This is a genomic window from Capnocytophaga sp. H4358 (genome assembly GCF_002302515.1).
Taxonomy (GTDB): domain Bacteria; phylum Bacteroidota; class Bacteroidia; order Flavobacteriales; family Flavobacteriaceae; genus Capnocytophaga; species Capnocytophaga canis.
The window spans coordinates 1402166-1425287 of record NZ_CP022380.1 but is presented as its reverse complement, the minus strand read 5'-3'; the positions used below and the strand labels follow the sequence as shown (position 1 = coordinate 1425287).

Sequence of the window (23122 nt, the reverse complement as noted above, 5' to 3'; positions counted from 1 at the left end):
AGTGCGATGTAGGTGTTCATTTTTGAGCTGTTTATTTGACACTCAGAAAAACCTCCACTTCGGACTCACTGCCGTTTTGGGATTTTTCACCATACACTTCAAAATCGTACTGGTAGGCACGATTCAGCACTTCATCTTGTTCCCAAATGGTTTTCCAAGTCTGCATAACGGCATTGGGCATTTCTCCTTTGGCAATGAATTTCTGAAATTTTGTAACAGGAAATTCTCGCCCAATCATTCCGTTTGGAATTTCGTCTAACGAACTGACTCTCTTTCCGATAATCGCGGTATAAGCTCCTTGATAATCACTTTCGTAATCGGTGTAAATGGCGATAATTTCCCCCGAAATGGTATTCGGGATTTTTGAAATGGTGTCGCTCATAAATTGTCCCCAAAGTTTGCCCAAATCTGTTGCGGCTTGTCCGTTGGCATTGGTTGTGCGTACCGCTATGCCTATAATTTTAAATTCGTGTGTCATATTTTTATTTTTTTCCAATTTTTCCCAAATGAGTATTCTTAAAATCATCGCTGTATTTGAGTCCAAAGCCTAAGATTCTATCAAAAGCCGAATGAGCTAGGAGAATATCTCCTGCCAATGTCAATTCATTTATAGATAAGTACTTACCTAATATAAAAACAATAACAGCCGTCCCGAAGTGATGAGCAAAATTATAAAACATTGCCCCAATTTTAGGATTTGCCAAATAGCCCACCATAGACAAATCAGGCACGAAGAATAGCACTAAAAACCACCACCATTCGTATTCTGATTGCCCAAACATCACAACGCCCAACACAAAAAGAGCGATGTATTCTAATTTTAAAAGTGTTTTCATAATTTACCTTTTTATGATGATTTATTTTTATATTTTTTTCTTTCTTCTCACCAAAACCATAATTCCCAATCCGAAAAATGCTAACAGATACAGTACTACAAAGAGATTTTTTAGCAAACTGAAAAAAGGCAATACCGATAAAATGGTATCCGAAAGCGACGGAAAGCGGTAAAGCGATATGCCGATGCCGATATTTTCCAAGTAGTCAAACACTGCCGCCAAAATGGGTAAAAAGATCACCCATCTTCCTCTTTTAAAGTTCAATGTATCAATGAAATGCTTTAATATCTGTCTGTAAGTAAAGGCATAAAGTAGCGGGTATATCATATCAATGGGTAATTGCCTGTACAGATAGTAATGTCTGCCCTCACTTTCTAAATATTCCAAAAGACGCACCACATATTCGCTATCGTAAAAGGGAAGGACATCAATAATATCCAGTCCGTTGGCAAGGCGGTTCAGTGTGGAGATGGTAATAAAAACCATCAGTAAGTACACCGACATTGTGATGATAAAATATAGCCAAAGTAGGGGTAAAAAATGTTTTACCCTTACATTGAGGGGCAAAAATGTTTTACCCTTACATTGAGGGGCAAAAATGTTTTACCCTTACATTGAGGGGCAAAAATGTTTTACCCTTACATTGAGGGGCAAAAAATGTTTTGCCCTTACATTGAGGAGTGAAAAATGTTTTACCCTTACTTTTATGGTTCATAAGTTTTAGATAAATGGTTATTTGCTCCTACCTAGATTTCTTTGTGTGGAGACGATGTTTTCCTATCTCTACGGAAAAAACCACCGCAGGTTTTGGGCAAAAGCACGGCAAGTTTGAAATAAAACCAAGTGTGGTTTTAGGTGAAACCACGCTTGGTTTTTAGAAATACTGCTGCTGGTTTTTATGAAAACTATTTTTTCTTCTCGAAACCTGCTGCTTTCATTGCTTCTACAATGCGGGTACCTGGGCGATAATTCACACTGACGGATTTTATCTGGTTAGCCGTAAACTCCTTTTCGGTAGCTACTCCATTACTGCTGAGCGTAGGGTATAGACTGCCGAGTTTTTCCAAACGAATGATTTTGCTATCGGCTAATCCTTGTTGAATTACATTTTCCAAAGCGATAATCACCCCGCGAATGTCCGCCTCACTAAGAGCGGAAAATTTCTCGATTTGCTTTACCAAATCATCTACCGATAGCTCTCCTTCGGTTACTACATTGGCATAAAACTTTTTGGTTCCGCCTCCGGCAACGCCCGGTTGCCCTTTCTCGATAACTTTGTACTTGATGCTCATAATTGAAAATTTTTAGAAATGATACATTTATTAAGGAATACCTTGTATGTCCTATGGCTAACAAAGATAATATTTTTAAACATTATACGGCATTGATTTTCATTTTTATATCTTTGAATTATCAGGGCTTATAGCATCTTATTTTCGATGTACTCACAGATTTGCTGTGCGATATGTTCTTTTTGGTAAAAGTTGTGATACGCCTCATCAAACAGGTATGGCGATGTTTTCATTGTATCATACCACGCAGTACTGGGCAGATGATGGTCTTTTTTACCATAAAATAGGTGAAGCTGAGCTTTTGGAGGTATTGTTTCATACCGCAATCGGGTGGAGGATACGGCTACCAAATGTTGGGCTTTTAATCCGCTGTGTAAGGCTCTCCAAGCGATGTAGCCACCTATGCTAAAACCTAGTATGGCGAAGGTTTCTTTTTCTTTGTGGGTTAAGTTTTGTACAGATTGTAGAACGCCACCGTCCATAAATTGCTGATGCAGTGCCACCTCGGTATATTGACTTACATCTATCTGCCCTAACTGACAAGCGTCATAAAAGATAACCTCAAAATGTTTGGATAAGGTTTCGGTGTAATATTGCCACCATTGTGATTGTTTTACACCCCATAAATCCGAAATAACGATGAGTTTTTTCATTGGTTTTCCTTTTTGTTTAGTAACATAATTATCATTTTCTCCAAACGCCTTTCTTTGGTTTCTTGCTTTTGGGCTTCATTTATCCATTGGATATACTCGTTTTTGTGAGACGGACTCAGTTTTTGAAACACGGCATATGCCTCGGGGGTTTCTTTTAATATGTTGGGGCGAAATATTTTTTGCCCTTACATTGTTTATTATAGGCAAATGTTGATTTGCTCTACGGGGTTATTTGTGAAAACAATCTTCTGTCCATTTTGCAGGATTATTTTCGATGTATTCGTGAATTCTGAAATACGATGCCTCATTTCGGATAATATGTTCGTAATAATTGCGTTGCCAAATTTGATGGATATTTGTATTGGAACGCACCCATTTGGTTACACCAATTTTAAAACCACGCACGATGGAACCAATGGTGTTTGATGTCCCCCGTAGGGGCGAAATATCTTTCGCCCTATTATCATCGGGCAAATGTTGATTTGCCCCTACGGGGGTTACAATTTCTATTATGCCATGAATGTGATTGGGCATCACCACAAATGTATGCAACAAAACATTTTTAAAATGATTGGGAATGTCTCTCCAACATTTTTGGGCAATTTCTCCTATTTCATTTAATTGCATTTCCTCATTGATGATTTCCCCAAAATAATGTGCTCTGTTTTGGCAACAAATCGTGATGAAATACAACCCTTCACGGCTGTAATCATATCCTTTCAGACGAATAGAACGCCTTTTGTGTTTATCGGGATTGTGTTTTTTCATAATCAATCTATTGTTGGGGCGAAACATTTTTCGCCTTTATTATAGGGCAAATATTGATTTGCCCCTACAATATTACGAAACATATATTGGAAAATCCTTAATAATTGATAATTAACCATTAACAATTGTAATAAAACCCTGTTACTTCAATACGCATACCGAAGAATTTTTCCAATTGGGGTAGATAATTATCCAAATCATATTCTTTGGCACCGAAAATTAGCGTTGGGTATTTTTGTTTTTTGTAATACACTCGCAGAGTATCGGCACCACCGCCTTTGGCAGGAAGCATTCGGTCAATGTCCACTTTTTTAATATTCGATAACGGAAAAATATTGCAAAATTCACCCACACTTACCCCGAGTTGTTTATTCACCTCATCTTTCCACAATACGGCTTGGTCGCCAAACCTTTCCGTCAGTAAAGGTGGACGGCGTTTTACGATTTCGTTTTCTTGATAGTTGGTCTCTATTCCGATATATTCTTTGGGAAATAACACCCAATCGGTAAGTTGTATATTCTCCTCATTTTCAATTGGAGTGATTAATTCGGAATATTTACGGGCATTGATAATGTTAAAAAACACATATTGATGCTCAGGTTCTCCGTAATAAACGCTAAGAAATGTCATTTCGTCTTTCTGAAAAAATGAATAGAGGTTTTCGTAAGCCTCGTAGTGTTCATTGAGGGACAAATGTTTTTCTAATTGCTGATGCACTTGCCAAAAATCAAATTTTTCTACTTGTCTGTCTCCATTGGCATAGTATTCTCGTACGGCTATATCCCTACGCTGGGTGTTGTGAATGCGAAATTCAAATTTGGAAAATAGCAAATTGCCCACCCGCACCGGATATTTAAAATAGTAATACTCATACACCTCATAATCCAAATCAAAAGGGCTGTCCCATTCCACCAAAGGCGATGCGATAACTTCCTCGTAGGTAGCGTCCCACGAAATAAATTGTTTTTCAGGTGATTGCACTTCAAATCCGAGATGATAGTCCGTGTGATTTTCTGAAAGTAATAGGATTTTTTTCATACTATTCTTCTCTTGAGATAATTTTGGTAACCAATTTCAAGAAATCCACCGCCAAGAAATATTGGTCGCCCAAAGCATTGTATGCGAAGTCTTCGGAAAGTACTCCGTGGGGGATTCCTTCGGGAATTTCACCACGATTGGAAGCGTCATAATCTTTTTGCCATTGATCGCTTCCGTAATAGGCGTTGAGTTTTTGAACTTCGGGAAGTAATTCCTGCCATTGTTTTAGAAATTCTTCCGCTTTCGGGGTGAAATCTTCTATTTTATTGAGGATTTCCTCCATTTCCGCAATGTTTTGTAATTGTTTTGGAGTCATAGCTTATTATTTTTTACATTTAATATGTAAGATTGTTTTTCTGTGTCTTTTAGAAGTAGTTTTTTATGATTTGGAAATGATTTTTTAGCCTTGAAATTGATTAACTGCGGTTAGATAATCGCTAACCGCAGTTTGATAATCAATTTCTTTGTGTATAAACTTAATTTGCGTTCGTTTCCCAACGAACTTTTTACAATGAAAATCCTCTACAATATTTTAAAAAATCCCATTATGTCAAAGAACGTTAGGGTTGCTTTACTTACCCTTATGCTGATTCTTTATAGAATCTAATTTTCTTGCTAAATCAATCACCAATTGTGGCTGTTGCTCAGCAAGATTAACCTTTTCGTTTGGGTCGTTTTTAAGGTCGTACAATTGGGGTTTGTCCGAAAAACCTGTTTCTATCCCCGTTTGCCAAGCCACTTTCATTTTACTTTTTGAAGGTTCTATATATTTGTAATCACCCTCAACTATCGACAACGTATTTTGTATAGCTTCTTGTACAATTTCTGAGCGTCCTTTTTTATCTTTTCCTATCCAAGAATCCCATTGGTTTTTAGCATCAAAGGCTTGGTTAGAATCAATTCGAACGTTTAACATTGCTCCAACTGATGCAATAAAATCAGTCTGACTAACAAGAGCTTGTGAGGTTTGCTTTTTTATATTTCCTTTCCATGAAACAATCATTGGGATTCGAGTTCCTGCTTCGTAAACACTGTATTTTGCACCTCTAAGAACCCCGAAAGGATTATGTTCTCCTGACTTTTCAATGGCTTGATCTGCATAACCATCATCAAGTACAGCTCCATTATCACTCGAAAATATAATTATAGTATTTTCAGCAATTTGTAAGCTATCCAAGGTTTTTGAAATAGAACCAACCATATCATCTAACTCTAAAATAGCATCGCCTCGCAATCCTTGTGATGTTTTCCCTTGAAAACGTGGATGAGGCATTCTCGGCACATGTATGTTGTTTGTTGCTAAGTATAAAAAGAACGGTTTTTGTTTATTTTTGATGATGAATTTTTTTGATTCACGTACAAAATCATCAGCAATATTTTCATCTTTCCAAACGGCACTCATTCCTCCTGATTGATATCCAATTCTGCTTATTCCGTTGACAATTGTCATATCATGCCCGTGTGAATATTTGAGTTTTAACAATTCAGGATTTTCTTTTCCTGTGGGTAAATTGCCTATTTTTTTCTGATAACTTACAGCCAACGTATCTGTTGGATCGAGGTTTAGAACTTTTCCATTACTTACATACACACAAGGAACTCTGTCGGAAGTGGCAGGCATAATAAAACTCTCATCAAAACCAATATCCTCAGGAATGTTACTTATTTGAGTGTTCCAATCAATTCCATTTTCATCACCTAATCCTAAATGCCATTTACCGATAACGGCAGTAGTATATCCTGCTTTTTTGAATACACTCGCCACAGTTTGTCTTCCGCTTGGGATAAGTGCTTTTTCATTTCCGTTAATAACTCCACGTCCTTTTTCTCTCCAAGCATATTCTCCGGTGAGCAATGTATAACGAGACGGAGTACAAGTCGATGCGGCAGCGTAAGCATTACAATGTAAAATTCCGTGGTCTGCCAAACGATCAATGTGAGGAGTAGCAATTTTTCCTCCATAGCTACTTAAATCACCATAGCCCAAATCATCAGCGTAAATTAAAATTACGTTGGGAAAAACAGTCTTTCCTTTTTTTTCAGTTGACTTACAGGATAAAACGAATGTCAGTAAACAAAAAAAAGATACTTTTAACCAATGCTTTTTCATATTGATAAACTATTAAATTAGGTTCCTAATGTCAAAATCACATTTTCGTTTTTTCTTATTTTTTGTCCGCTTGGCAGAGACTGCCCTCTGACTTTTCCTTCTCCTACCAACTTGACACGAACTCCCATATTTTCAAGAAGAGCAATAGCATCCATTGCATTCATTCCGAATAGATTAGGCATAACTGTTTTGTATTTTTGAGCCTTTGTGTAGTACAAATCATATTCCTTTTCTGTTTGAAGCGATGAATTTTGAACGTCTTCTATAGTATTTATTAACAATGAGTTAGTATGTATTTTTTGTGCAATACTTTTGAATACAGGCCCAGACACATCAGCTCCGTAGTATCCAACACTTTTGTCTGGCTCATGAATAACTACGATACACGAATACTTCGGTTTATCAACAGGAAAAAATCCTGCAAAAGATGAAATATAATTAAATCCCCTACCCTTTTGGTTACTTCCATAATCTTTTCGGGCGGTTCCCGTTTTTCCTGCCATCGAAAAATTTGGAGAATAGAGTTTATGCCCCGTACCGTAGGATTTTTCAACCACATCAGCAAGTAATCCTTTGGTTTTTCGAGCAGTTTCTTTAGAACAAATACGCTTATCGATAATTTCCACATTAAATTTTTCGATGGTTTTATTCCATTCTTTAACTTCCTTAATCAGACGTGGACGTACCATAACACCTTCGTTAGCAATAGCATTATAAAAAGTTAAACTTTGTAAAGGTGTAAGTTTTAGTCCATAACCAAAGGACATCCATTCGAGTGATATCCCACTCCAATTCTTATCCTTAGGCTTAGGAATGTAAGGTATTCCTTCACCCAAAATAGGCAATCCCAAAGGTTTGTCTAAATTCATTTCACTTAATTTATCGGTGAAATCTTTCGGATTTTTAGCAAATAAATGATGTACCATTTCAGTCATCCCTACGTTTGATGATATGGCAAAGGCCTTTGCTATATTGATTTTTCCTCTGAAACTTCTTTGTGAATCTTCTACGGTTTCTTTATAGTACTCTGCTTTACCTTGTTTAATATCAACTACATAAGTTGTATCTATACCACTTTCTTCCATGGAAGCAACTACTGCCATGAGCTTAAAAATGGAACCTGGTTCGTGTGTTTCTCCTACGGCATAATTATATCGCTCGGAATAAGTATTGTTTTTTGGATTTAGTTCTAAATTTGAAATAGCCTTGATTTCACCTGTACTAACTTCCATTACGACCACGCACCCGTGATGAGCTTTATATTTCTGGAGTTGCGAAAGCAAAGCGTGATGTGCAATGTCCTGAATATTAACATTTATGGTTGAAACTACATCATATCCATCCTTAGGCTCAATGATATTAAACCCACTGGCAAGTTTCCATTGTCCTTTTGCTATCTTTTGTTCCATGCGTTTGCCCTTCGTACCTACGAGGTAATTGGAATAAGCTCCCTCCAACCCTATTCGATTGACGTATCCATCTTCCCCAACACGTGAATATCCTATACTCCGATGAGCAATTCCTCCTAAAGGATATTCGCGTTTGATGATTGGTTCAACAATAATTCCGCCTTTGTTAGCTCCTAAATTAAAAAGTGGAAATTTTTTAATACGAATGTATTCTCCATAGCCTAAATTCTTACCTATCAGTAAGTAACGGTTTTTTAGATTACGTTCCTTACGGAGTAAATTTTGATAGTAAGAACTTGGTTTTTTAAACATTTTTCCCAACGAATCACTCAAAGCTCGGATATGTTTATTAAAATCCTCATTCTTGATAGAGGCCACCGCATCCCATCGGATATCGTAACGGGTCACTGAGGTTGCAAGTAAACTTCCGTCATCGGAATAAAGATTTCCTTGATTAGGCTCAATATCTGCCTCACGCAAATACCTTTTGTCGGAGTCTTCTCGATAGTCTTTTCCGTTAATTTGAATGTTTATGAGTTTAACCGATATGACAACAGCTAATATGAATAGCATAAAAGCCACCATATAGGCACGTCCTCGAATTTTGTTTTCTTTTTGAGTTTTCATTTTTATTAGGATATAGGATTCTTAATGTTCTAATCTATTCTTGGATCGCATATCTAGCCATGCAAACTTCGTATGGAAACAAAATATCAATAATTGCTTCAAACTTCGTTTATATTTTTCTTAAAGATTCATGAACTAGCAATCGAAATACCGAATGATCTGTAAAAATCAATTACTTACAATCACTTTTATCTTGTGAGGAGGGCGTTCAGGTTGTTTAAGTCCTTTACTTCGTAATTTGTCCAACAATGCTGATTCTAACTTGACTTTTTGCAATTTCGACCGAACATAAACAAATTCGCTCTTCAATTCATTAACCTCTCTATTAAGTTGTGCAATTTCGTGTACCTTGCGATCGGCATTGTGAGCACTCGTAATCATTATCACGCTCAGTACAAACAAAAAAGCAATGACTGTCCAATTTTTAATAGCATTTTTTCCCTCTACTAAAAATTTTCCACGAATAAAATTTTTTATTTCATTAGTTGCCTTTCCCATTAGTTATCAGATTCGTTCGGCAATTCGTAACTTGGCACTTCTTGCACGATTATTTTCTTTGATTTCTTCATCGGTTGGGGTTATCATTCCTCCTATTTTTTTAAATGGTACGAAAGTATTCCCATAAAAATCTTTCTCAGCAGCTCCATCAAATTTGCCATCACGAATGAATCTCTTAACCAATCTATCTTCTAATGAATGGTAACTTATGAAGCTAATACGCCCACCAACTGAAACAATATCAGGTAATTGTAATAAAAAATCTTCTAAAACTTGCATTTCTTCATTTACCTCAATGCGTATAGCTTGATAAATCTGTGCTAAAGTTTTATTTTCCTTGAATTTCTGTAAGAATGGCTTTAAAATCTCTTGTAATTCACTTCCTGTTCTGATAGGTGTATTGACTCGTGTCGCAAGAATAGCTTTGGCAATAGCCTTAGCATTTTTCAATTCGCCATAATTGTAAAACAACCTATACAGCTGATTTTCATCATATTCATTTACGATATTTTGAGCTGAAACACCTCCATTTTGATTCATACGCATATCCAAAACACCATCAAAACGAGTAGAAAATCCACGTTCCGGAACATCAAACTGATGTGATGACACACCAAAGTCGCCCAAAATACCATCTACTTTTTTAACTCCGTAGAATTTTAAAAATCGGGCAATATATCTGAAATTTTGGTTTATGAGCGTAAATCGTTCATCATCAATAGTATTTTTAATAGCATCCTCATCTTGGTCAAAAGCATAGAGTCGTCCTTTTTTTCCTAAACGATTGAGAATTTCACGCGAATGACCACCACCTCCAAAGGTAACATCAACATAGATTCCTTCTTCTTTAATATTGAGTGCATCAATACTTTCGGTTAGTAAGACGGGTTTGTGATATGAATTAGTTGTTGTCATTTCTAAGTCCTCCCATAACTTTCTCAGCCAATTGTGAAAAATCCTCTGTCGTTGTATCGATTGCTCTTTCGTAGGCATTTTTGTCCCAAATTTCAACTCGACTTCCAAGGGCTGAAAAGACAATTTCTTTGTTGATCTGAGCAAAATCAAGCAAATCTTTAGGAATTAATATTCTACCAACGGCGTCAGTTTCAACAAGTTTCACTCCCGACATAAATTTTCTGATGAAATCATCATTTTCTTTCACATATCGGTTCAAACTTCTGATTTTTAGCATTTCATTATTCCACTCCTCAGTAGTATAAAAGTCAATACAACGCTGAAAATCGGAGCGTTTCAGTACAAAACCAACTTCCAAATCTCCCAATTGTTTTTTGAGAGGAGCTGGTAATACTACTCGTCCTTTAGCGTCAATCTTACATTCATATGTCCCTATAAGAATTTTCAACGAAATATTTTTAAAATTATTTTTCGACAAAAATAGAAATTTTTTCCCACATTCCACCACTTTTTCCCACTTTGTTGATAAGTTTTTGAGAAATAGATTTTTATATACAGAAAAATAAGATTATCTGACAAAACTCAAAACAATATTTTAACGATTAAACCTGTATAAATTTCTTCTACTAAGCAGTATTTATTGCAGAATAATTTATGAACTGGATGTGATTCTAAAGTTTTGAAAATTAATAGCGGAGTTGTTGTAGGCTGAATACATGAAAAAAATTATAGCTGTTATTAAAACACATAGAAACATAAAATAAACTTCACATTTCTATGTAGTTTAAAACTTAATTTACGGAAAATTTATGTTTCTTAGTTAACTTTTAAGGCTTAAGAATAACTCAAGTAAACGAATTAAAAATTGATAAATTTCATACATCAACCTAATAAAATTCAGCAGATTAAACATATCATAAAATTATTATTTGAATGATATAGGAAAGTAGCAATTTACTGAAAAATCAAACAATAGACTTCCATTTTTTACCAAAAACAGCAGCAAAGAATCTTATTTTTCATAAATATAATTTAACCGAAAATAATGTAATTTAAATTAATTAAATAATCTTGTAAAATTCCTGCATGAACGAAAATATATAGCTATTTTCGTAAAAAAGAGTTTAACATACAAAAGAAAAATATTAACAAAATACCAATTTCCCTCCAAAAAGTATTCAAGAGTTAGATTTTTCGTATCAACTACAACCTAAAAATACTGCTATTTTTCAATAAACATAAAAAGTATAAAAAAACTACTTTTAATTTCTGAGAAATCTATAAATACATTTAAAATTCAACAGAGAAAAAAAACCGTAATGGGTAAAATTTATGTATTCAAAATAGTTTAAAAACGGAAAAATAAAAATATTAATCTTATCATGGATAACAACGAAGAATAAATAATCAACAATATAATTTAAACTTGAAATTTTAATCTCTATGTATAAAACATTTATCTACTACAAGTAAGAAGTAGTATTTTCTAGTGAATACTATGCTAAGAATATTCCACTACAAGTAGTGATGATGGTATTCGAACAAATTTCCGTGGATTTATTAGTCGATATTTTTTGTAAAAATACATTTAACAAGAAAAGAAAATTAGTAAAGATTATTTCCTTTAAAAAATTGCCGAAACATTGAGAAGTTTTCAGAAAAATGTAATTATTTAAATAAATTTCATTACAGTAACTTTAGAAAATAAATTATACAATAACTAAAAATAAACTCCCATAGTTCAGCTTAAAATAGTAATCACTATTTACATAAACCGATAGATTAATTGTAATTTAAAAATATCGTTATATTTTATATAAGCATAGGAGTATTATTAATCTTTAAAAAATTCATGATTTATAAATTTTATATATAATATGCTCTTAAAAAATATTACTTTAAATCGCAAATAATACAAATACACTTTTATTTAGAATTTCGGAAATATTTTGTTTCAATATTTCGATTTAAAACCATCTAGTACAAAATCTAAACATGAAATAATCATATTTATCATCTTCTTGAATTATCAAATCTTATTTCAAAAAATAGTTCCACGTGGAACATTTTTTTTAAAAAAAAATACAATACTGTACCTGATTTTTATAAAGAATACAAAAACAAACCGTTTTAAAAGCTGATTCTGTATACAATTTCTTAATAAAGTAACAATAATCAATTACAATACGAATAAATTATTAAATAAAATATATCTTATATTTTTAAAAAAACTGAATTTTATAACATATATACATTTATCATTTTATAAAATATTCTGATTTATATAAATAGTAATTAATAAAATTGTTCCACGTGGAACATTTTACAATAAAATACATCTACTATACTACTTTAAATTTTAGAAATGAAGTATTGCAATTTTATCAATCTCCGTAGAAGTAAAGAAATAACAATAGCTACATAAACATATATAAAAGCTACGCACCAATATAACGAATCACTATTTTTTAGTATACAGTATTTTAGTACTTCTCAAGAAGTTTAATTAATATAATTAGTTTATTATAGAAAATAAAAAGAATAATAATGTTCCACGTGGAACATATTATGATGAATTATAGTAAAACTAAAAAATATACATAAAAATACCATAACTATTTGATTATTAATAATATACAATAAAATATAAAGATTTTTTAGAAAAAATATATTTTCTAAATCAATAAATAGTACCTTTGTGAGTTAATAGGTTTAATTTAAAATGAATATTCTAAAAGTCAAAGATTACAGTGTTTCAGAAGAAGAATTTCAGTTAATTTACAATCCGGAATTGCAACTTTTTAAAACCTCCCCTACTCCTGAAAATCTTGCTAAGTACTACGAAAGTCAAGAGTATATTTCACATACGGATAGTAAAAAAACGTGGTTTGACAAGTTATATCAGTATGTAAAAATAATAAACTTGCGGAGTAAAATTAATGTGATTTCAGATTATAAAAACGAAAATATACGTTTATTAGATATCGGTGCAGGAACAGCAGATTTTATTTTAGCTTGTAAAAAGATTAAAAAATGGAATGTTGATGGCATCGAACCTAATGAAAAAGCTCGAAAATTAGCAATGCAAAAGGGAATAAATTTATTTGAAAACTACGATTCATTTGAAGAAAATTCATTTGATGTAGTTACTCTTTGGCATGTGTTAGAACATATTCCTGATTTGGAAAAGCAAATCAACCTTATAAACTTACTACTAAAAGAAAATGGAATTTTAATAATAGCTGTACCTAATTTCAATTCATGGGATGCGAAACACTATAAGAATTTCTGGGCAGCATATGACGTACCTCGCCATTTGTGGCATTTCTCAAAAACAAGTATTCAAAAAATTTTCACTGCAAAAGGCTTCGAATTGCTGAAAATAAAACCAATGCTTTACGATTCCTTTTACGTATCAATACTTTCAGAAAAATACAAAACAGGAAAGAAAAATTTTATCAAAGGTTTTTTGAATGGATTATATTCAAATTATTACGGAATGACCAAAAATGAGTATTCTTCACACATTTATATACTCAAAAAATGCAAAAAATCATTTTAAAGCTATTTTATAGCATTTCAGTATACAAAAGGTATATTCATATCACTTTTAAAAGAAAATGAATTTTTGATAGGTTTCTGAAAGTCGATTTTTATAGAAAAAATCTATAATTTTAGAATTTATTATAATTAAAATCTATAGTATAAAAATTTTAATCATTTTTCGTTCATATCAAAAAAAAAGACGATTTTTAAAAATAAGAAAGGCTCAGAAAATTCCGAGCCTTTTTAAAGAACGCAATAATTAGGATTTTCAATTTCTATCATCTCTCATTATTTTCCAGATCATCGGTTCTTCTATCTAACAATAGCTTATAGCAAAAAAGAAATTCAAAACTTTATGAAATAAAAAAAGCGAGGACTTTCTTAACTCTTATTTATTTTTAGGAAGCCTCTGGTAAGCCAATAACATATAAATAAGAGAAAAAAGCCCACGCCATATAGCGTGAGCGTTTTTGCTACTTATCCTAATGTATTGTTGAATTTACCAGATTCTCCTAAAATAGAATAGTAAGCTAACGCTTTTATGTACCGTAATTGAGGTGCATAGATAGCATTTTTTTTGAAAATACACAAATTATTTTCAAGTATATTTCAAATAAGAAAAAATGCTACCAAAAATTTAGTGTTTTGACAGCATTTTTTGTTTTATAACATCAGTAATGTGGTTTAAAAAATCACTGATTTTCAGTAAATATTTCGTTTAATTTTTCTTTGCTCTCTGGAAAAATACCTTGTGCCAACAAAAAAACTCCAAAGACTAATAAAATGATACTTATCGTTCTTTTAATTTTATAGATGTGAAAAGCAGTAAGTTTATTTTTTAATTGTTTTGCTATCAATATTTTAAGAATATCTATTATAAAATAAATTACTACAATAGAAGTAAAAAACACTAAAATTCTATTAGTATCCATATCCAATTGAGGAGCAAATACGATGATAATTCCAAGCCAAAAACCGAGTACACCAATATTTATGAAATTCAACAAAAATCCTTTCATGAAAAGAGCTAAATAATTCACTCTCTTGATAGACAAGTTATTATCCGTACTCTCTATTTTATTTTTTTGATGAAAATCTTTTTTGAGTTTTATATAAGAAATTAATCCATAGGAAATCATAATGAGCCCACCGATAATAAACAAAAGTGGGTCATCTTTCACTCGCTGAAGCAAACCACTGGTAGTAAAATAAGCAACCAAAATAAAAACTATATCAGCCAAAATGACGCCTCCATCAAAAGCTACAGCAGCTCTAAATCCCTTAGTTATAGCCGTTTCCAGCAAAACAAAGAAAACAGGACCAATGGTAAAAGCTAATATCACACCCAAAGGCAAAGCAAGTAATACATCTGAAAACATTTAATTTTTTGAGAATTATTTTTGATTAGCTCCTTGAAAATCAAGGAAAAACATTTTAACATACAAAACGACTAACAAAAATAAAGAAAAAAGAAGAAAAAGCAAAAAAATAAGGGAAAAACTTTGTAGCTTCTCCCCTATTCCATTTCGAATTATTCAACTTTATTCAGACTTCGTTTGTATTTATACAAAACGTAAAGAAAAATTAAATTTCCTACCAAATATCCCATCAAAACATAGATATTCCCCACCAATTGGTCTGGAAAAATGAACCAAATCAAAAAGGTAGCCAAGTAGAATATCAAAAAAGACAATCCAAATTTCTTTCTTATCAACTCATTTCTTGTTTCCATAATGGTAAAAATTAATTATTGAAATTCAAGTGAATATATCTAAAATGACGATACACTCGCAAAATTATAACAAAAAAATTCAAATAACAAAATTTTTATACATATTTCTGAAAAAAAAACTATAAAATTCTGATTCATATATTTTTAAATAACGAACTCAATTTTATAAACAGATTCATTTACCAAATTTTTAAGTAATTTTTCGTCATAAAAATTAAGTCGTAAACTTTCCGATGCCGTTGATAACCTAATGGAAACCAATCTTCTACGTTTTTGAAAATACGATTGTTTTATTTTTACTTCTTGTATTTTGTTTACTTGCAAATAGGTGGTTGTCAAATCCCAAATACCGCTTTTAAGTATGATAAAATCATCTTTCAAGAAAAGTTTTTCGTTTCGGTATGAAATATAAATGAGTGACAAAACAACGAAAAATAAAAGCGTAGGAATCCACGTAAATCGCAATATATCAATAAAATACATTGTAAAAATAATCATAAAAAAAGCAAAAAACAAATACATCGCTCGGATAACAACTTTCCGAAAACTCGGACGATGAAATTCTTTTACCTCTTGAAAATCCTTATCGTATATAAATCGAAATAATTTTCTCATTTCCAAATAATTAATTCCAGGAATTAGTAAACCTTGCGTCTTTTTTTCTTTATTTTCAGAAGAATCAATTTGTGAAATTCGTACCTCAAACAAATTCATCAAATGCTGAAAATAATTTTGCTGAAAATGAATCATTTGCACTTTTTTCGGCGGAACTGCCACAATGTGCGAATTTATAAGTCCGTAGGAAGCTAATAGTCGGTTATTTTTAATTTGTATTTCATAATTATAATACGTTAATAATGTACGAATTAAATTAAAAATGATGACGAAAAGTATCAAAATAAATAAGAAAAAAATCCAAAAAAATATGGTTGAATTAGCATTTGAAAATCCCGACAATTGGTCAATAAAATCAGAACGTTTTTCGTAAAATGTATCGGTTATGAAATCAATTATCTGATACGAAAAAGCAAACATCAACGAAAGTGTATAAAAATAATTTTGCGTAATCCCGATTTTAAACAAAGTTAAAATACTTATTTTCAGAGGAGTAAATTCTTCTTTGGGCTTTGTGTTTTCTGTCAAAGAAATTTCTTCCCGAATTTCAGAAATGGTTTCTTTTTCTGTTAAAATATCTTTGATAACCAATGCTTTATGATAATCTATTCCATCGATAGAAATTTCCACTTTGTTGCTTCCTGCCGTGTCTATATCTAATTTGTATAATCCTACTATTTTATGTATAAACTTCTGATTTAGATGTACTTCGTGAATTTTGTCAAACTTTACCACCGTTTCCGATTTACTTAACCAACCTTCACGAATAATCAGTTCATTATCAATAATTTGATATGAAAAATATTTATACTTTAGGTACTGAAAAATAAATATTAAAATGCTGATTACTAAAAATATAACCGAAAAAATTAAGAAAACTTCAAATTTACTATCAGAATTATTCCCTTTTTTGAAAAGAAATATGGCGAAAACTCCCCAAAAGATTTTGAAATTACTCCAAAAAGCTTTCACCAAAGCCAACCAAAAAGCCTTTTGTGAAAGTTTATTCGGAATTGAAAAATCATAATTCATCTGATTCATTTTCAATAGCTTCTATACGATTCAACAAAAAACTTTTCCAACGCTCGGCTTCCTGCAAAGACAACCCAGAAATAGAAACACCATCGTGAGAAGAAGCCGTGTACAAACACAAAGTAGCCAATCCCAAGCGTTTAGCATACCAACCCTGTTTGATGGTAATATGTTGCAAACGAACATAAGGAACAATATGCGTTGCTTGATAGATTATTCCTGTTTTGTAAATAGCATCTTGCTGACGAAAAGCATATTTTTTATACTTGTAACTTATTGAAATATACGAAATTACAAATACAAAAATGAGAAGAATACCAATAATAGCGTAATACTTTTCAACTGCATCAAAAACAAAAAAAATTGCTAACAGAAGTACCAATCCAATTCCTGAAGCAATAATAGCATTCATTTGAGCTATTTTTTTATAATCAGAATGCAGATTGGTTAATGGTATTTGCTCATAATCAGGAATTTGGTTAATAGTTACTAAATCATTCATAATATAAATTATTCTTTTGATTTTAAAACAACAAGCCCTTTTCTTTTAAAAAATTCAATAAAAAGCAAAAAAATTATTGGGATAAATGCTAAAATTATCATATAACGATAAATTTTTGGTAAATCAAAAAATAACGAAAACATTGCTAAAAGATAAATCAGTGAAGACAAAAACCACCAAAAATTACTTATCTTACTGAAAACATTAATATTATATTCCTGTAACTTACTAATGTCAAATTCATTAGATGTAAATCTACCAATGGTAACGGAAATTGTTTTTGATTGGTCAGGAACCTGAAAAACTTTGCGTTCGTTACCATAATAGTTCTGATAGAAACTTCCATCAATAAAAATTTTTCCGTCTCTATACCGAAACATACGACTTTTAGTAGAATGTAATACAATCGTTTTCATAATAATACAACTTTAATTAATGTGAAAATACTAAAAATTGCGAGATTATCGTAAAATCTCGCAATTGCTATTAATCAATTTTTTTTAATTTGTTCCCACCAACTCAAAATCCAATTGTTTTTTGAGTAAATCCGTATTTTTTACGCGAACAACTACTTCATCACCAAGCTGATACATATTTTTAGTAACTTCTCCAACCAAAGCGTATTGTTTCTCATCAAAAATATAATAATCGTCTTTAATATCTCGAGCTCTGACTAAACCTTCACATTTATTTTCCACAATTTCAACATAAATACCCCATTCGGTAACTCCTGAAATGACTCCTCTAAAATGCTGATTTTTATGATTTTCCATAAATTTCACTTGCATATATTTGATAGAATCACGCTCGGCAGACGAAGCCAAATTTTCCATCTGTGAAGAATGTTTACATTTGGTTTCGTAAACTTCCTGTTTTTCAGAGGGTTGATTGTCCAAATATTTCTGCAATAATCGATGTACCATCACATCAGGATAACGACGAATAGGCGAAGTAAAATGCGTATAGAAATCAAATGCCAAACCATAATGACCAATATTTTCTGTTGAATATGAGGCTTTTGCCATAGAACGAATGGCAAGTGTATCCACCAAATTCTGTTCTTTCTTGCCTTTTACTTCTTCCAAAAGGGAATTCAACGAATGTGTAATACTCTTTCTATCCTTCATATTGATGCCATAACCAAAACGAGAAATCACACCATTGAGCTGCATCAATTTTTCGTCATCAGGCTCATCGTGAACACGATACACAAAAGTTTTTTTCTGCTTGGCGATGAATTCGGCTACTTTTCGGTTTGCCAAAAGCATAAATTCCTCAATGAGTTTGTTGGCATCTTTGCTTTCTTTGAAATATACGTGCGTTGGATTATCGTTTTCATCTAAATGGAATTTTACTTCAATTTTGTCAAAGGAAATCGCTCCTAATCGCATTCGTTTGATACGCAATTTTTTAGCTAAATCATTGAAAATTAGAATGGATTCTTTTAAGGCATTAGGCATTAGGCAATAGGCATTAGGCTCTGCATTACTATTGCCTATTGCCTCTTCCCTATTGCCTTCTGTCTCAATAATTTCCTGTGCTTCTTCGTACGTTAATCGATGGTCTGATTTGATAACCGTTCTTCCGAGCCAAGTATTTAAAATTTCAGCTTTTTTGTTCATTTCAAAAACCGCTGAAAATGTGTACTTTTCTTCATTCGGACGTAACGAACACGCAAAATTAGAAAGCACTTCGGGAAGCATCGGCACTACCCTATCCACCAAATACACGGAAGTGGCTCGATTGTAGGCTTCTTCATCTAAAATAGTTCCTTCTTGGACATAATGCGACACGTCAGCAATGTGTACGCCAATTTCGTAATTTCCGTTTTCCAAAATTTGGAACGAAAGTGCATCGTCAAAATCTTTGGCATCTTTCGGGTCTATGGTGAAAGTCAGTACGTTACGCATATCACGGCGTTTGGCAATTTCCTCAGCTGTGATGGAGGTATCCAATTGTTTTGCAAAGGCTTCCACTTCGTGCGGAAACTCGTAAGGCAAACCATATTCTGCCAAAATGGAATGCATTTCGGTGGATTGTTCACCAGGTTTTCCGAGAATTTGCTCAATCACCCCAAAAGGCGAATTGGATTTTCCTTCCCATTTTTCGATACGAACGATAACTTTATCGCCGTTTTCAGCTCCGTTAATGTCATTTTTCGATACGAAAATATCAGTGTACATTCGATGGTCGGTTGGCAAGACGAAAGCAAAATTTTTCTGCATTTGCACCACGCCCACAAAACGCATTTTTTTACGCTCAATAATTTTAGTAACCTCGCCTTCTAATTTATTTCCTTTTCGGAATCGAGGAAAAATATAAACTTCCACCAAATCTCCGTGAAGAGCTTTGTTAAGCATATTGGAAGGAACAAACACATCTGTTTCTAACTCATCTACAACAACATAGGCATTTCCACGAGAGGTAATATCCACTATTCCTGTATAGTAATTCTGACTTGGAATAGCTTTGTATTTTCCGCGTTCAACTTCGAGGATTTTCTTTTTTTCTTTGAGTTGTACTAATCTTTTTATGAGTAGATTACGTCCTGAGGCATCGGTAATGTTCAATTTTGCTGCAATTTGTTTGTAGTTAAAACTCTCATTCTGATTGGTTTCCAATACAGAAAAGATGCCTTTTGTAAGGTCGTGTTTTTTAGCTTTAGCTGTTTTCTTTTTTTGTTTAGACATAAATAATCAATAATTTTGCTCTTTATAAAATTACGTTCTGTATTTCAAACAGAATTGATTCCAAAGATAAAAATAAAAATAGAAACTACAATTTTGAAATTATCTTTAACATATTCTGAATTTTATTTTTTTTGATGTTTTCAACAATTCAATTTAAAGAATAAAAAATATTTTTTAAAATAAAAAAATGGGTTATTATTATTATCCTGTTGAAATACTGAAAAAATAAAATATCTAAGATTTGCTTTTTCGAGTATTAGTAGTTTATAAATAGTTATTAACAACTTTTATTTATTTAATTACATTTAAAATCAGCTATTTATATATTATTGTTAATAACTCATTTTTGAAATAAACAACCTTTTTTTGATAAGTTTTAGACTCAAGAATTGTTGATAACTACAGAAAAAGTATGCATATTTTTTCTACAAATAAATTTGTTTTTTTTGGTGGTATAGCTGTATATACAACTTGTACAAAAAAGCAAATTTTATAATTGATTTTTGTTCTAAAAGTTATTCACATTTAAGAATTTTTTAGCTCTTTCATTATCAATGTTTTTTGAAAAATGACTAACAATTCTATTAAAATCTGTTGAAAGGCTCATTTTTACAGATTTCTTTTCCAATTACTATTTATTAATCAATATGATGCACATTATTTAGCAGAAGAAATAACATCATTTGTGAAGTAAACCCGATAAGCCAACCTATCAATGAACTCAAAAGTGTTTGTGCGGTCAAGTACATACGTGAAGAGGCTACAAAACCACTGATAATTACCCATAAAATGATCAGGTATGTTAAATCCATTTGGTAAAAAATACTTAGAAATACCGTAAAACCTGTAATTCCGCCGATTAGGGTAGTGAAAATACTAATTATAAATTTTAAAAAATGTAATAAAACTACTAAAAAACAGCTTATAGAGAGTTGCATCATATAAAAATACAACATTGGAAAAGAATCTAATGTGGTGATTTTTAGAGCTATGACTAATAAAATACTTATGTATCCGTAGAGCATCCATTTTCTGTTTTCATTTTCAATTTTGAAAGGAGATTTTATCCAATTAAACATATAAATGATTGCATATACTAATGTGGGAGCTACCAAAGAAACGGAAACCAACATTGTCCACATGGATTTAATTTCATCAGCAGGTTGATAGATGGAAGTAGTAAGGAAAAAAATAATACTTCCATATGCTGGAAACCATATCGGGTGGAACAAAAAAGAAACCACCGTTGCAAAATATTTCATTGATTGTAAATTTTTGGTGTAAAATTAGAAAATTTTATTTTGTTTACGAAACTTCGTTAAACATATCTTTGGCTTCGTTCAAAATTTTTACGGGATGAGTTGTTTTAGTGAGTGGTGGTTAGTAATTAGGGAATATGTGGTCAGTGGTTGGTGATATATGTTTTTGTATTTGAAATAAGTTAAGAAATGGATAAACGTTAATTATTAGTTAAATTTCAGTATTAAAAACCATCTAAAATTAATTCTTTTTAGCAAAAAATGACCGTTCATACACGATTTTGAACCGTTCATGCATTTTGTTAACAAAAGTTAATATATTACTATTTTTAGTGAATTTTTATTAAAATCGGCATTACTAATTTTTTTGTGAGCTAAACTTGAGATTACCGAAGTAAAATAGGGTGTTTATTCTGAAACGCTCAAAGTTTAAGAATCCTCTTGCTTTTGAAATAACGGATTGTATTTTTCCATTCATATTTTCGTGCTTCCCGCTGGATGTTTGAGTAACTATCGCATTGATAATCCCTTGTAAATGATTATCAAAGGTCTTTATCACTTCATTTACAGCGGTTATGGATTGACTTATTGCATTATTTTTCCATAGCTCGTAATTGATTGCTATACCATCTTTTAAACTAAACAAATACTTGAAATTCTCTCGTATTTGCCACGCCTTTGCCGTAAGTAAATTCTCACTAAGCATTTGCTCAAAGGCTCTTTGTTGCTCTTCTGTGCGATTTTCTTCGTTCTTTAATACGGTGTATTTCTGTCCTTTAAGCAATTCGGTTTCTTTTACCTCTTTTCTCCTGGTCTTGTCAATGGCTTCGGATAACTTCTTGAATAGATGAAACTTATCGTGTACAATCATCGCTTGGGGAGCTATATCCTTAATGGCGTTCATATAAGGTTTCCACATATCCATATTTACCCTTTTCAGGGAGGGCTGTTTTTCTTGTGAATTAACACTGAAAAACAAGGCTTTTACATTTTTTTCTTTTCTACCTTCGATCATTTCTACTACACAATTTTTATCGCTATCAATAAGAATTGTGGCGTATTTATGCCCATAGGTATATGCTTTTTCGTCTAAGCTAATATCTTCTAAATCATTTACTTCACCTCGTTCCAAAAGTGCTTTTTCTACGACTGATTCCATAATGCTTCTTATTACATATGGGGTGGTGTGCATCAGTTCTGCAACGGTGTTTTGTACCTTTACTTTCTGTAAAGTCTCTATGACTTTGGCGGCGAATAAATGCGTGTATCCCTTGTATTTAGGTGCGAAATGGATGTCGATAACCTTAGGCTTACCATCCTCAGAAAGGTAACGAGGTAGACTGCAAACCAAGTAACACCGATAGTCAAACCAATTTAAATGTTGCCACTCTCGCTCGGGGGTGGTATCATACAGTTTGTAACGCTTTCCTTCTTTAACAAAATGGGTATTAAGGTATTTCAAGTGAATTTTAATGATTTTATTTTCTTCGTCTTTTACTATCGAAGTGATCGCAAAATCATCTGTAATACCTAACATCTCTCTCAAAAAATCTACAAAGTCCATTCTTTTTTCGCAAAGTTAATCATAAAAATTTTACT

23 protein-coding genes are annotated in these 23122 nt (G+C 32.2%); 1 reads left to right on the top strand and 22 read right to left on the bottom strand.

Going from position 1 to position 23122, the window contains the following annotated elements:
- Positions 1–31: 31 nt before the first annotated feature.
- The 14 genes from CGC49_RS06120 to CGC49_RS06055 form a co-directional block, all read right to left on the bottom strand.
- Positions 32–478 carry a GyrI-like domain-containing protein gene (locus CGC49_RS06120; RefSeq protein WP_095912715.1) on the bottom strand — a complete coding sequence of 149 codons (447 nt, stop codon included), beginning with the start codon at positions 476–478 and terminating at the stop codon, positions 32–34.
- 4 nt (positions 479–482) lie between these two features.
- Positions 483–836, bottom strand: coding sequence for a DUF4260 domain-containing protein (locus tag CGC49_RS06115; protein ID WP_095912122.1), 354 nt, complete (start codon positions 834–836; stop codon positions 483–485).
- A gap of 27 nt (positions 837–863) precedes the next feature.
- The gene (locus CGC49_RS06110; RefSeq protein WP_232745156.1) at positions 864–1340 is read right to left on the bottom strand and encodes a hypothetical protein; all 477 of its coding nucleotides are present in this window, start codon (positions 1338–1340) and stop codon (positions 864–866) included.
- Between the two features lie 401 nt (positions 1341–1741).
- Positions 1742–2128 (bottom strand): HU family DNA-binding protein, encoded by a 387-nt coding sequence (locus CGC49_RS06105; RefSeq protein ID WP_002664579.1) that lies wholly within the window; start codon positions 2126–2128, stop codon positions 1742–1744.
- A 128-nt stretch (positions 2129–2256) separates the two neighbouring features.
- Positions 2257–2781 carry an alpha/beta hydrolase gene (locus CGC49_RS06100; RefSeq protein ID WP_002664580.1) on the bottom strand — a complete coding sequence of 175 codons (525 nt, stop codon included), beginning with the start codon at positions 2779–2781 and terminating at the stop codon, positions 2257–2259.
- Positions 2778–2942, bottom strand: coding sequence for a YdeI/OmpD-associated family protein (locus CGC49_RS11395; protein WP_369801117.1), 165 nt, complete (start codon positions 2940–2942; stop codon positions 2778–2780). The genes CGC49_RS06100 and CGC49_RS11395 overlap by 4 nt, the downstream gene beginning before the upstream one ends.
- Before the next feature lie 67 nt (positions 2943–3009).
- On the bottom strand, positions 3010–3549 hold the full coding sequence (locus tag CGC49_RS06090; protein ID WP_095912714.1) for a transposase: 540 nt from the start codon (positions 3547–3549) through the stop codon (positions 3010–3012).
- A 118-nt stretch (positions 3550–3667) separates the two neighbouring features.
- The gene (locus tag CGC49_RS06085; protein WP_095912120.1) at positions 3668–4588 is read right to left on the bottom strand and encodes a hypothetical protein; all 921 of its coding nucleotides are present in this window, start codon (positions 4586–4588) and stop codon (positions 3668–3670) included.
- Between the two features lies 1 nt (position 4589).
- On the bottom strand, positions 4590–4904 hold the full coding sequence (locus tag CGC49_RS06080; protein ID WP_095912119.1) for a DUF4298 domain-containing protein: 315 nt from the start codon (positions 4902–4904) through the stop codon (positions 4590–4592).
- A gap of 255 nt (positions 4905–5159) precedes the next feature.
- Positions 5160–6698 (bottom strand): sulfatase-like hydrolase/transferase, encoded by a 1539-nt coding sequence (locus tag CGC49_RS06075; protein WP_095912118.1) that lies wholly within the window; start codon positions 6696–6698, stop codon positions 5160–5162.
- Positions 6699–6715: 17 nt separating this feature from the next.
- Positions 6716–8734, bottom strand: a complete 2019-nt coding sequence (locus tag CGC49_RS06070; RefSeq protein WP_232745155.1) for a penicillin-binding protein — start codon at positions 8732–8734, stop codon at positions 6716–6718.
- A 168-nt stretch (positions 8735–8902) separates the two neighbouring features.
- On the bottom strand, positions 8903–9232 hold the full coding sequence (locus CGC49_RS06065; RefSeq protein WP_042344100.1) for an FtsL-like putative cell division protein: 330 nt from the start codon (positions 9230–9232) through the stop codon (positions 8903–8905).
- A 6-nt stretch (positions 9233–9238) separates the two neighbouring features.
- The gene (rsmH, locus tag CGC49_RS06060; protein ID WP_095912117.1) at positions 9239–10147 is read right to left on the bottom strand and encodes a 16S rRNA (cytosine(1402)-N(4))-methyltransferase RsmH; all 909 of its coding nucleotides are present in this window, start codon (positions 10145–10147) and stop codon (positions 9239–9241) included.
- On the bottom strand, positions 10134–10595 hold the full coding sequence (locus tag CGC49_RS06055) for a division/cell wall cluster transcriptional repressor MraZ (protein ID WP_042010407.1): 462 nt from the start codon (positions 10593–10595) through the stop codon (positions 10134–10136). The genes rsmH and CGC49_RS06055 overlap by 14 nt, the downstream gene beginning before the upstream one ends.
- 2274 nt (positions 10596–12869) lie before the next feature.
- On the opposite strand from CGC49_RS06055, the gene CGC49_RS06050 reads away from it, so the two are divergent.
- Entirely contained in the window at positions 12870–13709 is an 840-nt protein-coding gene (locus CGC49_RS06050; protein WP_095912116.1) for a class I SAM-dependent methyltransferase, read from the top strand.
- 676 nt (positions 13710–14385) lie between these two features.
- On the opposite strand, the gene CGC49_RS06045 is transcribed toward CGC49_RS06050, so the two are convergent.
- From CGC49_RS06045 to CGC49_RS06010, 8 genes are all read right to left on the bottom strand, one after another.
- A complete protein-coding gene (locus CGC49_RS06045; protein WP_042005761.1) occupies positions 14386–15072 on the bottom strand; it encodes a LysE family translocator in 687 nt (228 codons plus the stop codon).
- Positions 15073–15224: 152 nt separating this feature from the next.
- Positions 15225–15425 (bottom strand): hypothetical protein, encoded by a 201-nt coding sequence (locus CGC49_RS06040; protein WP_095912115.1) that lies wholly within the window; start codon positions 15423–15425, stop codon positions 15225–15227.
- 144 nt (positions 15426–15569) lie between these two features.
- Complete coding sequence (locus CGC49_RS06035) at positions 15570–17081, bottom strand: PH domain-containing protein (protein ID WP_095912114.1); 1512 nt, start codon at positions 17079–17081, stop codon at positions 15570–15572.
- Positions 17062–17574, bottom strand: coding sequence for a PH domain-containing protein (locus CGC49_RS06030; RefSeq protein ID WP_095912113.1), 513 nt, complete (start codon positions 17572–17574; stop codon positions 17062–17064). The genes CGC49_RS06035 and CGC49_RS06030 overlap by 20 nt, the downstream gene beginning before the upstream one ends.
- 8 nt (positions 17575–17582) lie before the next feature.
- The gene (locus CGC49_RS06025) at positions 17583–17990 is read right to left on the bottom strand and encodes a hypothetical protein (RefSeq protein ID WP_095912112.1); all 408 of its coding nucleotides are present in this window, start codon (positions 17988–17990) and stop codon (positions 17583–17585) included.
- Between the two features lie 84 nt (positions 17991–18074).
- Positions 18075–20264: a ribonuclease R gene (gene rnr / locus CGC49_RS06020; RefSeq protein ID WP_095912111.1), complete on the bottom strand. Its 2190-nt coding sequence runs from the start codon at positions 20262–20264 to the stop codon at positions 18075–18077.
- Positions 20265–20902: 638 nt separating this feature from the next.
- Positions 20903–21526, bottom strand: coding sequence for a hypothetical protein (locus tag CGC49_RS06015; RefSeq protein ID WP_231554067.1), 624 nt, complete (start codon positions 21524–21526; stop codon positions 20903–20905).
- A gap of 355 nt (positions 21527–21881) precedes the next feature.
- Positions 21882–23087, bottom strand: a complete 1206-nt coding sequence (locus CGC49_RS06010; protein WP_095912110.1) for an ISL3 family transposase — start codon at positions 23085–23087, stop codon at positions 21882–21884.
- Positions 23088–23122 lie beyond the last annotated feature (35 nt).